Genomic DNA, 12,819 nt, shown 5'->3' on the forward strand with positions numbered 1-12,819 from the left:
CCGCGGGTCCGCGCCGCCGCGCTGCGCGCCTGCGGACACCGAGCAACCACCTGGTCACTCCGCGGACAGTAGGGCGGCTACCCGTCCGAGTCCACCCCATCTGACGGTTTTACGTCCCTGCCGGGTCTCGTTGGTCCTTCGTTCGGATCACATTTGAGGGACACTCACGCGCCGATAGGGCAGGCTCGGGCGAACGGCCATGATCCCGTCACCGAGGTACCGGACGATTCGATCGTGCAACCCGCCGTTGTCGCGCACCGAGGTGCCTCCGAGCACCGCGCCGAGCACACGCTGGCCGCGTACGCCCTCGCCCTGGAGCAGGGGGCGGACGGCCTGGAGTGCGACATCCGGCTCACCCGCGACGGTCACCTGGTGTGCGTGCACGACCGGCGAATCGACCGGACATCCTCGGGCCGCGGCGTGGTCAGCACCATGACGCTGGAGCGCCTGGCCGGCCACGACTTCGGCCGGTGGCACCACGCGCCGCCGGCGTCCGCGGACGAGTTGGTGCACCAGCCCAGCGGGCTGCCTTCCGCGCCGGTGGCGCACCGCGGCCTGCTCACCCTGGAGACTCTGCTCGGGCTGCTCGTCGACGCCCCGCCCGAGGTGCGGCTGTTCGTGGAGACCAAGCATCCGGTGCGCTACGGCGGCCTGGTCGAGGCCAAGCTGCTGGCCCTGCTCGCCCGGTACGGGCTGGCCCGGCCGCCGTCCCGGGAGGAGTCGCGCGTCGCGGTGATGTCCTTCTCCTCGGCGGCGGTCCGCCGGGTCCGCGAGCACGCGCCGATGCTGCCCACCGTGCTGCTGGTCGATCGGTTGCCGCGGGCGCGGCGGGACGGTTCGCTGCCGCCGTGGGCCGACTACGCCGGGCCGGGCGTGCACCTGCTGCACACCGACCCCGGGTACGCCGGCCGGGTGGCGGAGCGCGGCCATGGCACCTACTGCTGGACCGTGGACGATCCCGAGGACGTGCGGCTGTGCCAGCGGCTCGAGGTGCACTACCTGGCCACCAACGTGCCCGCCGCGACCAGGGCGGTGCTGGACGGCCGGGGACGCTGACCGACCCGGACCGGACCCGCCCGCGCGGGGTGGGCTAACGTCGCGGACACGGCATTTCGGCAACGGCGGCGGCCGGGGGGAACGCGCAAAGAAGGAGATCCCGGGTGAGCAAGCGAACCGCGGTCAGGCGCGCCGGCAAGGCCGGCTCCCGCGAAGGGATCAATCCGCGCCAGCCCTGCCCGTGCGGCTCGGGCCGGCGGTACAAGGCCTGCCACGGCTCCGCGGGCGGCGCCGAGGACGTGCTGGTCACCCGGCCGTTCGCGGGCTTGGCCGCGGAACCGGAGTTGGTCGCGCTGCGCGAGTTCGTGCCCTCCGCCACGGCTCGCCTGCCGCTGCGCGAGGACGTGGCGGCGCAGCGGGAGATCACCCTGGCCACGGTGCTACCGATGGCCGCGGCGGCGCTGGTCCGCGCGGATGGCACCGCGTTCGTCGGCCTGCAGGTGCAGACCCGCTCCGGCGACATCAGCCGGGACGTGGCGCGCGCGGTGCGCTGGGCGCTGACCGCGGAGCCCGGCGACGCGCTGCCCGTGGTGGGCCGGGGCACCGGCGAGGATCCCGGCCGGCTGCAGGACCTGGTGCCGGCGGACGCGGTGCTGGAGCCCGAACTGCATCCCGACTTCGCCTGGTGGATTCCGGAAGACACCCAGCCCACCGGGGAGGTGGCGCTGTCGCTGGAGCGGGCCAACTCGGCGATCATGCCCACCGAGCGGGTCACCGGCGCCGGGGTGCGCGCGGCCTACTGGGTGGACGCCGGGGAGAAGGCGCACCTGCGCTGGGTTCGGCCGGAGCCGGAGGAGCGGCTGCTGGCCGCGATGGCCCGGCTGTCCGCCCGCGGCGAGCTCGACCTGGGTGAGGGTTCCCGGTACGCCGGGTCGTTCCGCGCGCACGGCACCCTTGTCCCGGTCTGGGACCTGGACCGGGAGCGGCACTCCCGGGAGTGGGCCGGCCCGGCCGAGGCCTTGGCCAAGCGGCTGGATGACGCGCTGGCCACGGTCGAGTCCGAGCCCCTGGGCGAGGCGGAGCGGCGGGCCAGGGACGGCCTGCGCGGCCGTCAGGTGACCTTGCGCTGACGGCGTGATCCTGCACATCTGTGGCCGGGAGGAATGGGCGGCCGCGCGGCCGGAGCAGGGTTACCGCCCTCCGTCGCTGGACAGCGTGGGCTTCGTGCACTGCTCGGACCCGGGCACCCTGCACCTGCCGGCGAACCGCCTGTTCCGCGGCCGGACCGACCTGGTGCTGCTGGTGATCGACCCGCACCGGCTCTCCGTGCCGCTGCGGTGGGAGCCAGGCGACCCGCCCGAGCCGGGGGGTCCGTGGTTTCCACATGTCTACGGACCGATCCCGGTAGAGGCGGTGGTCGCGGTGCACGACCTCCCGCCCGAGCCGGACGGCTCGTTCCGGCTGCCCGAATCGACCGCCGACCTGCTCGCCGGCCCGATCACGGCCTGATCACCGAGTTGTCCACAAGGCGACCGATCCACTGGGGACGGTCTGGGGAAAGACCCGCCACTCTCCTGTGGACAACCGGGCGGACGCTGTGGACAACCCGTGGACGGGCTCATGCCCAGCGCACCCGCACGGCGTCGGACCAGCGGGCCGGAAGGTCGTCGTCACCCGTGACGGCGACGCCGTCCCACGGCCGCCGGTTCCACAGCGCGAGATAGATGTCGGCCGCGGCCCCGCTGATCACCGTGCCGGCGGATACCGGTTCCGGTGTCTCCGTGGTGCGCGGCGCGTGCGGACCGAGGCGCACCAGCCAGTACCGCCCGGCGTCGGTGGCGCTGACCACGGCGCAGTGCCGCGGTCCACGACAGCACGTCCATGGCGGGCAGCCTGCCATCCGCGGCCGACAGTTTCGCCGCGGTTGGCCGTGTGGTTCACCCTGGCGGGCCCTCCTGGAGCAGCATCCGAAGCTGGTCGAGCAGTTCGCTGCGGCTGGTGCAGCCGAGCCGCTGCCGCATGCGGGCCATGTGGTGCTCGACGGTCTTGGCGGAGATGAACAGGCGGTCGCCGACCTGTTTGTAGGTCAGCCCGGCGAGCACCAGCCGGGCCACCTCCTGCTCGCGCTCGCTGAGCGTGCCGGTGCCGGCCGGGTCCGCGGCGGTCCGGCCGCGGCCGGACGAGCGGCCGCCCGTGGCCGGGGCCGGTGCCTTGGTCCCGGGCGAGCGTCCCTGCAGCAGCCGGGCGCAGTCCAGCAGGCTGACCATGGCCTTGCGGTCGGAGGTGCGGATCGCCGCCTGCCCGGCCAATCGGGCGGCGTCCCACCACAGGCCGGCGTCGTGCAGCCCGTGCGCGGCGGTGTCCACCCTGCCCGGGTCGACCTCGCCGGTGAGCACATCCACCCAGCACGCCGCGGCGGCCGCCAGCACCGCCCGGTACCTGCCGTGCTCGCCGCCGTCGGACAGCGCGTCGGCGTGCTCCTTCGCCGCGGCGGTGTCCTGGGCGATGATCGCGGCGTGCAGCCCGCTCCAGTGTAGCGGCGCCGACCACAGCGGCGGGTTGCCGAGCTGGGCCAGCAGCCGGTTGGCCTCGTGCAGGTGCGGCACCAACCGGTCCTGGTCACGCAGCCGGGCGGCGGCGGTGGCGAACTCGCCCAGCGGCAGGAACGTGAACAGGTCGACCGGGTGCCGCATGATCGCCTCGCAGGCGTCGCCCCAGATCCGCTGCAACGCGGCGACGTCGCTGTCCCGCCGGGCCAGGCCGGCCTGCAGGGCGGTGGCGAACAGCCAGTCGCGGGGTTCCAGGGTCTTCCGGTTCCGGCCCGCCTCGGCCAGGTGCTCCCGGGCCGCGGCGGTCTGCCCACGCACCATGGCGATCCAGGCCCGCAGCAAGCGGTGCCGCACCGCCATCAGCGGCCCGCCCATGTCCGCGGCCACCGCCCGGTCCAGCACCGACTCGGCCACGTTCAGCTCGCCGCAGTGCAGCGCGACCAGCGCGGCCAGCGCCGCCGGGCTGTCCGGCAGCAGCACTCCGCGCGCCGCCGGCTCCAGCAGCGTGGCGGAGCGCACCAGGTTGTGTAACGCGCTGGTGGCGGACCCGGCCACCGACTCGTGCACGCCGTGCGCCATCAGCGAGGCCGCGCCGGACAGCAGGGTGGGCGGATCGTCCGGCGGCGCGGCGATCAGCAGTTGCTGCGCGCCGGCGAGCTGCCCGGTGCCGATCAGCCCGACGGTGGCGAACCCGCCGGCCGCGCCGCTGCCCGCCCACCGGTACAGCTCGGCGCTGCGGCCGAGCTGACCGCGGTGTGCCAGCGCGGTGGCGGCGATCCGCGCCCCCTCCCGGCGGTCCGGCGACTCCTCCTCGGCGATCAACCGGTCGGCCAGCCGGAGCGCGGAGTCGAGGTCGCCGGCCAGCGCGGCCGCCCGCGCCCACCGGCAGGCCAGCCGGGACACCGGCCCTCCCGCGGTGGCCGCCGCGGCGAAGAACCGCGCGGCCAGCGCCGGGTCGTCGGCCATCGCCTCCTCGCCCGCCGCCTCGAACGCGGCCGCGGCGCTCGCCCCGCCGATGCCGGTGCCCAGCAGCGGCTTGGCCAGCCCGAGCACCGAACCGCCCCGGGCGAGCTGCAGCTCGGCCAGCCGCTGCCGCACCGCGATCCGGCGCTCCGCGGGGATCAGCGCCCGCACCGCGAGCACCCCGATCGGCAGCAGGGCGCCGTCCCGACCCAGCAGCCCGGTGGCCCTTGCCGCCTCCATCACCTCGTCCAGCGCCGTGGACTCCTCGCCGAACAGCGCGTTGAGCAGATCCATGTGCAGGCCGACGCCGGCCTCCACGGCGAGCAGGAAGCGCAGCACGTCGGGATCGAGCCGGTCCAGGTCGTGCCGGAACGCGGCGATCGCCGCCGGGGGCACCTCCAGACTCTTCTCCCGCGCTGCCTCCCCGGACTCGGCGAGCGCGCGGACCAGCCGCTCCGCGAACGCCGGCACGCCACCCGTCCACGCCTGCACGAACTCGACCAGCGCCGGCCGCGGCCGGGCACCCAGCGACGAGCCGGCCAGCTCCCTGATCTGGTCCCGGTCCAGCGGGCCGAGGGTCAGCGGTTGCCGGGTCGGGCCGAGCACCTCGGTCAGCTCGGACAGCCCGGCGGGCCGGGGCCACGGCCGGTAGCCGACGACGAGACGGATCTGTTCCGTCTCCGCGAGACGGCGCAGGCGGTCCAGCTGCGGCTCGCCGAGCAGGTGCGCGTCGTCCACCAGCAGCGCGGTCGAGGTGGTGTCCACCGAATCGGTCATCGCCTGCCGGACACCCGCCACGTCGACGCCCGCGCTGCGGTACGCCTGGGCCAGCTCGGCGAGCAGTCTGGTCTTGCCGTAGCCGCCGGGTGCCATGACGCCCACGTGCAGCGGGGCGAACGGGTCGGCCTCGACCGCCTGCAGGAGTTCCCTGGCGTGGCGGTCGAGGATGGGCTTCGGCTGGTTCGCTGCTCGGTTGTTCAACGGCCGTCCTCGTGGTGGTGGTCGTCGCCGGTACGGTCGGTCCGCGGCTGTTCTCGGCCGGTAAACGCGCCGGGAAGGGAAAAGGATCTGGCCGTCTCCGCAACACCCGCCGGCGGCGCGGGAAGGCGCGGGGCCAGCGGCAGCACCGGCGCGAGCGTGATCGTCGAGATCAGCACCGCGCTCAGCGCGTTGGCCCGGAAACCGGGGAGGAAACGCCGCACGCCGCGCCGCTCCGGCAGTTCCAGCGGGGTGATCTCGACCGCGGGGCGTGGCGGCGGGGCGTCGAAGTCGTCGCCGAGCGGGTCCAGCTCCGCTCGGGTGGGCACCAGCACCGAGGTCTCCTCCATCGAGGGCGGCCTGGCGTGCACCGCTTCGGAGGAGGTGACCATCCGGTACGCGGCCAGCGCGGCGCCCCGGGCCGCGGTCAGCTCCGGATCGGGCTCCACCGAGACCGGGCAGGGCAGCGCCGCCGACACCAGCTCAGCGACCAGCGGAATCCGCGCGCAGCCGCCAGTGAGCAGCACGGCCGCCAACCGTTCCGGCTCCACCGAGCCCAGCCGGAGGGCGTGCAGCAGGGTCTCCACGGTGCCGTCCAGTTCGGGACGGATCAGGTCCTCGAAGTCGGCGCGGGCCACCCGAACCTCGGCCACGCCCTGCGGCACCGGCACCGGCACAGCGGCCTCGGTCGCGGTGGACAGCCGCTCCTTCGCCACCGCGCACTCGTGGCGCAACCGGGCCATGTTCGGCCGGGACCTCGGGTCGCCCGGATCCGGTGGCACCCACCGGCCGCCCATCTCGGTGCGCACGTGCTCCAGCAGTGCGTCGTCGAAGTGCGCGCCACCGGTGTGCTCGTTCCCCTCCATGGCGGCGACCAGTTCGAACGCCCCGCTGTCGGTGCGGAGCACCACCGAGCCGCAGAACGAGTGCTCGCCGAGCGCGTACACGGCGAGCAGGCCACCGTCGGGCACGTCCTCCCGCGCCGCATGACTCTCCCCGGCGGCGATCGGTTCCGGCAGCAGGGTCACCCGGCCCACCCCGGCGTGCCACAGCGCCTGATGCAGCAACCCGCGCCGGTAGGGGCCCCATTCGGGGGGATGGGTGAGCACCACGTGCTCCGCCGGCCCGCCGTACTGCGCCTCCGCCCGCTGCACCACCCAGGTGACCAGGTACGCGGTCAGTTCGTGCGCGGTGACCAGCCGGCCGGCGAGTAACTGGGGCACCTCGTCGCCGACGCGGCGCACGAAGTCCCGCGCGGTGCGGGACGGCTCGACCAGGCCGCGCTGCGCGGCGGGCTCGCCGACCAGAAAGGCGCCGTCCGGTGCGACGTGGACGACGGACGGTACGCCGAAGCCCCGCCCGCCGAGCCGGACCGCGTCGGCGCGGGCCGGTCCGGGACCGCCGAGCAGGCACGTGGCGGCGGCCGTGGAGCCGGTGCCAACGTCGATGCCAAGCACGTATGGCATGTAGACGTTCCTCCAAGCCACAGCCTGCCGACACCCGTATGCCCGGGACGTACCCCGACCGACGCCCACTTTGGGTGTCCCCTGTTCGTACCAAAGTCGTAACCCCTATGGGGAGTCAAGGGGTCGGTGAGGTTCCCCTAATCCCCTAACGGGACGGAGTCGATCACCCCGGTAGGCGAGTGATCGCAACCCGGAGTCATCCCCGATGATCTCCGTGTGGTCGCCGCCCTAGCGTCTCCCGCGGCGCCGGACCATCGGCCCGGCCTGCCTTCGATCCCCGTTTCGCAAGGAGACGTTTGATGGCCTCTGGCTTGACGTTGCACGACTTCGTGCTCAACCTGCTGACCGACCAAGGGGCGCGGGACGCCTTCGCGCAGGACCCGACCAGTGCCCTGCAGCACGCGGGTCTGGGTGACATCAGCGCGCAGGACGTGCAGGAGGTCATCCCGCTGGTCCTGGACTACGCCTCCGCCGCGCCCACGCAGGGCCTGAGCGCCCTGCCGCTGGAGGAGTTGGCGGACGGCCCGGCCGGCGCCATCCAGCAGCTCAAGCACCTGGCGGACGGGTGCGAGCACTTCGTCGCCAAGGCGCACGGCGGCGGCGGCCTTGGCATCAACACCCCGGGCGGTGACCTGCACGCCGGAGTCGTGGGCGCCGGCTGGATCAGCGCCTCCCACCACGGGCACCACCATGGGCACCACGACGGCCACCAGGCCTTCGGCGGGCTGGGCGACGCCGCCGACGCGCTGGACTCGCACCTGTCCCAGGCCACCTCGGCGCTGAACACGGTGACCTCCGCGGCCTCCGACCCGGGCGCAGCGTTCGACGCGCTGAAGGGTGCCCTGCCCACCGACGCGCTGCCGACCGGCGGCCTGCCCACCGACGCGCTGCCGACCGGCGGCCTGCCGGCCGACCCCACCGGGGTGACCTCCGCGGTGACCTCGGCCCTGAGCAACCCGGGCGAGGCGCTCGGCACGGTGCAGTCGGCGCTCTCCGACCCGGCCGCGGCGACCGACCCGGCGACCACCGCGCTGTCCAACCCGACCGAGGCGCTGGGCGCGGTGCCGGGCACCGACGCGCTGCCGGTGAACCCGACCGCGGTGGCCGGTGAGGTGACCAGCGCGGCGTCCAACCCGTCCGCCGCGCTCGGCAACGTCGAGGGCGCGCTGGCCGACCCGGCCGGGACGCTCGACGCGCTGCCGGCGAACGCCTCCGCGGTGACCGGTGCGCTGCCGACCAGCGAGCTGCCGGTGGACCCGACCACGGTGACCTCGGTGCTGTCCAACCCGACCGGTGCGGTCGAGGGCGCCGCCGGCACGCTGGGCTCGGCTGCCCCGGCTCCGCTGCCCGCGATGCCCGGCGTCGAGGGTCTGCCCGGCGTTCCCGCCGCCGGCCTGCCCTCGCTGCCGAGCCTGCCGAACCTGCCGGCGGCTCCGGCCGTGCCCACCGAGGGCGCGCACGCCGCCACGCAGGCGGCCGACACCAGCGTCCACGCGGTCACCCAGGCCGCGGACACCAGCGTTCACGCGGTCGACCACGCGGTGGACGGCAGCATCCCGGCCGCCGTGCCGAACGTGACCGACGCGGCGCCGCAGGTGCACGTGCCGGACGTCAGCGGCGTGAACCCGCTGCACGACAGCCCGGTGTCCTCGGTGACCAACGCGCTGCACGACACCGGCGTGACCAACGTCGTCGACCAGCACGTGACCGACCACCTGGGCGCGGTGACCGAGCACGCCCCGGTCAACCTGCCCAACCTCGACGACCACCACCTCGGCCTCTGAGTCGGCGGTAGCGTCGTCGCGGTAGCCGAGGGGGCCGAACCCGCAGCACAGCGTGCGGGTTCGGCCCCCTCGCGCATGCACGGAGCGGGACGAGGGACACTTTCCCCGTGACGGCACGGCCCTGGCTGGACGTTCTTGACGAGACGATTGGGGCATGCGGCAACCACGGCAGTCCCGAGCTGGTCGAACGGCTCCGCCAGAAGCGGGCGCAACTGCTGGACCCGAGGCTGCGGGTGGCCGTGGTCGGGGAACCCAAGCAGGGCAAGAGCCAGCTGGTGAACGCGTTACTCAACGCCCCCGTCTGCGCGGTCGGCGACGACCTGACCACCACCGTGCCGACCATCGTGGAGTACTCGGACACGCCGTCCGCCGCGCTGGTCCGGGTTCCGGCGCCCGCGCCCGCACCGGCCGTCCCGCGCGCGCCCGCCGCGTCGGAGGAGCGGGTCTCCGTGCCGATCGACGAGGTCACCAGGCGGATCGACCGCAAGGACCGGGAGAAGCAGGGCAAGGTCGTCGGCGTCGAGATCGGCATCCCGCGCAAGTTGCTGGCCGACGGGCTGACCCTGATCGACACCCCGGCGGTCGGGGGCCCGGACTCGGCGCGGCACGCGAACACCTTCACCGCGCTGGACCAGGCGGATTCCGTGCTGCTCGCCACCGAGGCGACCACGGAGCTGTCCCCGGCCGAGATCGACCTGCTGCGGCGCGTGACGAAACGTTGCCCGAACGCGCTGGTCGTCCTCACCAAGATCGATATCGCGCCGGCCTGGCGGCAGGTGGCCGAGCGCACGCGGGCGCAACTCGCCGAGGCCGGCCTCGCCGTGCCGGTGCTCGCGGTCTCCGCCGCGCTCCGGCTGGAGGCCGCGCGCACCGGCGACCGGGCGCTCAACGCGGAGTCCGGCTTTCCCGACCTGCTCGCCTCGCTGCAGCGGGACGCCGGCGGCAAGGGTGACGCGCTCGCCCGGCGCACCGTCGCGGTGGTCGCGACCGCCGCGATCGAGGAGGTGGCCGCCGCGCTGCACACCCGGGCGTCCACAGTGGACTCGGGTCGGGCCACCGTCGCGCTGTCCACCATCCAGGCCGCCCAGCGGATGGTCGAGGACCTGCGTCAGCGCACCGCCAAGTGGCAGAACATGCTGGCCGACGACATGGCCGACCTGATCTCCGACATCGACTACGACCTGCGCGACCGCACCCGCCGGATCCTCCGGGAGGCGGACCGGGCGTTCAGCGAGGCCGACCCGGCCGTGGTGTGGGAGACCTTCGGGGACTGGCTGGAGGACAACCTGGCGGAGGCCGCCGAAGCCAACTTCGCCTGGCTGGTCGAGCGCTCCCGGTGGATCGCGCACAAGATCGCCCGGCTCTTTCCGGTACGCGACGACCTCGTCCTCGGCGAGGAGTTCCACGTGCCGGACGACCTGCTCGATCACCTCGTCCGGCTGGAGCGGCCGATCCTGGAACGTTTCACCGTCGGCCAGAAGGTGTTCACCGGGCTGCGCGGGTCCTACGGCGGTGTGCTGATGGTCGGGCTGGCCACCAGCCTGGCCGGGATGAAGCCGATCAACGCCATCTCGCTGGCGGCTGGCGTGGTGTTCGGCGGGAAGACCGTGCTGGACGAGGGCGAGGCCCGGCTCAAGCGGCGCCAGGCGGAGGCGAAGTCCGCGGTGCACCGGCACGTCGACGACTACTTCCTCAAGTTCAGCAAGGAGTGCAAGGACACCGCGCGGCAGGTGCAGCGCTCGCTGCGTGACCATTTCGCCGCGCTGGTCGAGGACCTGCAGGCGCGGATCACCGCCACCGCCGCGAACGCGAAGCAGGCGCTGCAGGCCGACGCCGACGAGCGCAACCGCCGCACCACCGAGTTGAACCAGGAACTGCAGCGACTCACCGCGCTCTACCAGCGCGCCCATGCGCTGGCCGCGCCGCCCACCGCGCTCGCCGGCACGCGCCGGGAGATCACCGCATGACCGGCGCCGCACCGGGCGGCGGTCAGGGCGGATGGGGGAACGACCTGGTCGACGCGGCATGGGCGATGCTCAACGGCGCCCTCGGCCTGTACCGGGACAACCCGCGTACCGCACACTGGCTGCGCGACCAACTCGCCCGGTTCGACGAGCCGCTGCGGGTCACCGTCGCCGGGCTGCCCGGCTCCGGCAAGTCGACGCTGGTGAACGCGATCGTCGGGGAGGAGGTCGCGCCGATCCGGACGGCCGACGGCGACGCGGTCACCGGCTGGTACTCCAACGGCGCCGAGCCGAGGGCCACCGCCTTCTCGCCGCAGGGCCCGCTGGGCGAGCTTCCGGTCGCGCGCCGGGACAAGCGGCTGCACATCTCCCCGCCGAGCCGGGACGCGGCGCCGGTCAGCCGGCTGGTGGTGGACTGGCCGGCCCGGGCGTTGCGGGACTTCACCCTGGTCGACCCGCCGGGGTCGGAGGTGGCCGACGAGGACGGCGTGCGCCAGGTCACCGCCGAGGCGGACGCGGTGATCTACCTGATGCGCCGCATGCACCGAACCGATCTGCGCCTGCTGCGCGCGGTGCAGGACGGCCCGCTGGCCAGGAGCACCCGGGTGAACACCATTCTGGTGCTCTGCCGGGCGGACGAGGTCGGCGCGGGCCGGGTCGACGCGCTGTCCTCGGCGAAGCAGGTGGCCAGGCGGCTGCGCCGGGACCCGGCGGTGCGCGGGCTGTGCCAGAACGTGATCGCGGTGGCCGGGCTGGTCGCCCAGGCCGGCCGGACGCTGCGCGAGGCCGAGTTCGCCGCGCTGTCCGCGCTGGCCGGGAGACCGAGGGACGAGCTGGACCGGGTGCTGCTGTCCACCGACCGGTTCACGGCCGCGGAGCTGCGACTCCCGGTCGGACCGGACGTGCGCCGCGCGCTGCTGGACCGCTTCGGCCTGTTCGGGGTGCGGTTGGCCACCACGCTGATCCGCACCGGCTGCGACACGCACCCCAAGCTGGCCGGCCAACTCGTGCAGCGCAGCGGGCTGAGCGAGCTGCGCGAGTCGATCGCCAGCTACTTCACCGACCGGCACGAGGTGCTGAAGGCGCGGTCCGCGCTGATCGCACTGGGCAGCGTGGTACGCGCGGACTCCCGCCCGGAGGCCGGGCGGCTGGCCGCCGACGCCGAGCGCGCGCTGTGCGGCGCGCACGACTTCCGCGAGCTGCGCCTGCTCGCGGCCCTACAGGTCGGCCGGACGCGGTTGCCCGAGGGCCTGGACGAGGAGGCGGGGCGGCTGGTGGGCGCGGAGGGCGTCAGCCCGGCCGCGCGTCTCGGCTTCGGCGAGGGCGCCACCGAGCCGGAACTGCGCGCCGCCCTGCTGGACGCGCTGCGCCGCTGGCAGGAGGTGGCGGCCGATCCGCTGCTCAATCACGACCAGCGGTACGCGGCGCGCATCGTGGTGCGCACCTGCGAGGGCATGCTGGCGGCTCCGCAGCGGTACTGACGCGGCCTTCCTTTTCCGCCGCGATCGCGGCCCTGGCGCGCGCCTTGGTCACGTTGGCTGCCGCGACCCGACGTACGCATGAGGAAGCACCCGACCGATCGGCGGACAGTTCTCATGGAGATTAGCTCTCAATGAGAGGTACTGTGGTGGCATGGCAACCGTGCTGGCCGACGAGCTGATGGCCGCGGTCGCCGGGCTGCGCCGGCTGATCCGGCGGCGGCTGCGGGACCGCTGGCCGGGTGAGCGGCTGCGTGGCGCGGAGGTGGAGCTGTTGCGGGTGGTGGAGGACCAGCCCGGTATCGGCGTCGCCGCGGCCGCGCGTGAGCTGCACCTGGCGGGGAACTCGGTGAGCACGCTGGTCAACCGGCTGGTGGACGCCGGCCTGCTGTCCCGGGAGACCGATCCGAGCGATCGCCGGGCCGCGCGGCTGAGGCTGACGCCGGCGGCGGCGCACCGGCTCACCGCGTGGCGGCAGGCGCGCAGCGAGTTGGTCGGTCGCGCGCTCGCCGGTCTCGACGCCGCCGACGTCGAGGCGATCGAGCAGGCCCTGCCGGCCCTGCGCCGCCTGGCCGAGCGCCTGGCCGGCAGCGGGGAGTCCCCGTGACCGGCGCGAGCCATGGCGAGGGCGGTGAGCTCGC

10 protein-coding genes are annotated in these 12,819 nt (G+C 74.5%); 7 read left to right on the top strand and 3 right to left on the bottom strand.

Translation table 11 applies throughout. The annotated features are described in order from the left end of the window. Nucleotides 1-234 precede the first annotated feature (234 nt). From FFT21_RS13845 to FFT21_RS13855, 3 genes are all read left to right on the top strand, one after another. Nucleotides 235-1,056, top strand: coding sequence for a glycerophosphodiester phosphodiesterase family protein (locus tag FFT21_RS13845; protein ID WP_225978394.1), 822 nt, complete (start codon nt 235-237; stop codon nt 1,054-1,056). Nucleotides 1,057-1,160: 104 nt separating this feature from the next. Next, nucleotides 1,161-2,126 carry a DUF5926 family protein gene (locus tag FFT21_RS13850; protein ID WP_137814255.1) on the top strand — a complete coding sequence of 322 codons (966 nt, stop codon included), beginning with the start codon at nt 1,161-1,163 and terminating at the stop codon, nt 2,124-2,126. A 4-nt stretch (nt 2,127-2,130) separates the two neighbouring features. Next, nucleotides 2,131-2,505 carry a DUF952 domain-containing protein gene (locus FFT21_RS13855; RefSeq protein ID WP_137814256.1) on the top strand — a complete coding sequence of 125 codons (375 nt, stop codon included), beginning with the start codon at nt 2,131-2,133 and terminating at the stop codon, nt 2,503-2,505. A gap of 109 nt (nt 2,506-2,614) precedes the next feature. Here the strand turns inward: FFT21_RS13855 and FFT21_RS13860 are convergent, their stop codons facing one another. The 3 genes from FFT21_RS13860 to FFT21_RS13870 form a co-directional block, all read right to left on the bottom strand. Beyond that, on the bottom strand, nt 2,615-2,845 hold the full coding sequence (locus FFT21_RS13860; protein WP_192909529.1) for a hypothetical protein: 231 nt from the start codon (nt 2,843-2,845) through the stop codon (nt 2,615-2,617). Nucleotides 2,846-2,933: 88 nt separating this feature from the next. Beyond that, nucleotides 2,934-5,489, bottom strand: coding sequence for a helix-turn-helix transcriptional regulator (locus FFT21_RS13865; protein WP_225978395.1), 2,556 nt, complete (start codon nt 5,487-5,489; stop codon nt 2,934-2,936). Continuing rightward, the gene (locus FFT21_RS13870) at nt 5,486-6,952 is read right to left on the bottom strand and encodes an Hsp70 family protein (protein WP_137814258.1); all 1,467 of its coding nucleotides are present in this window, start codon (nt 6,950-6,952) and stop codon (nt 5,486-5,488) included. The genes FFT21_RS13865 and FFT21_RS13870 overlap by 4 nt, the downstream gene beginning before the upstream one ends. A 299-nt stretch (nt 6,953-7,251) precedes the next feature. Here FFT21_RS13870 and FFT21_RS13875 point away from each other — a divergent pair, with 299 nt between their 5' ends. From FFT21_RS13875 to FFT21_RS13890, 4 genes are all read left to right on the top strand, one after another. Continuing rightward, nucleotides 7,252-8,736: an IniB N-terminal domain-containing protein gene (locus FFT21_RS13875; RefSeq protein ID WP_137814259.1), complete on the top strand. Its 1,485-nt coding sequence runs from the start codon at nt 7,252-7,254 to the stop codon at nt 8,734-8,736. 107 nt (nt 8,737-8,843) lie between these two features. After that, nucleotides 8,844-10,703, top strand: a complete 1,860-nt coding sequence (locus FFT21_RS13880) for a dynamin family protein (protein ID WP_137814260.1) — start codon at nt 8,844-8,846, stop codon at nt 10,701-10,703. Continuing rightward, entirely contained in the window at nt 10,700-12,181 is a 1,482-nt protein-coding gene (locus FFT21_RS13885) for a GTPase family protein (protein WP_137814261.1), read from the top strand. The genes FFT21_RS13880 and FFT21_RS13885 overlap by 4 nt, the downstream gene beginning before the upstream one ends. Before the next feature lie 151 nt (nt 12,182-12,332). Next, nucleotides 12,333-12,785 carry a MarR family winged helix-turn-helix transcriptional regulator gene (locus FFT21_RS13890; protein WP_137814262.1) on the top strand — a complete coding sequence of 151 codons (453 nt, stop codon included), beginning with the start codon at nt 12,333-12,335 and terminating at the stop codon, nt 12,783-12,785. Nucleotides 12,786-12,819 lie beyond the last annotated feature (34 nt).

This window comes from Gandjariella thermophila, assembly GCF_005405885.1.
Lineage (GTDB): Bacteria > Actinomycetota > Actinomycetes > Mycobacteriales > Pseudonocardiaceae > Gandjariella > Gandjariella thermophila.

Bases quoted from the DNA above. Each gene is read 5' to 3' on its own strand.
- FFT21_RS13870 (WP_137814258.1), bottom strand. From the start codon at position 6,952: ATGCCATACGTGCTTGGCATCGACGTTGGCACCGGCTCCACGGCCGCC.
- FFT21_RS13875 (WP_137814259.1), top strand. From the start codon at position 7,252: ATGGCCTCTGGCTTGACGTTGCACGACTTCGTGCTCAACCTGCTGACC.
- FFT21_RS13885 (WP_137814261.1), top strand. From the start codon at position 10,700: ATGACCGGCGCCGCACCGGGCGGCGGTCAGGGCGGATGGGGGAACGAC.
- FFT21_RS13890 (WP_137814262.1), top strand. From the start codon at position 12,333: ATGGCAACCGTGCTGGCCGACGAGCTGATGGCCGCGGTCGCCGGGCTG.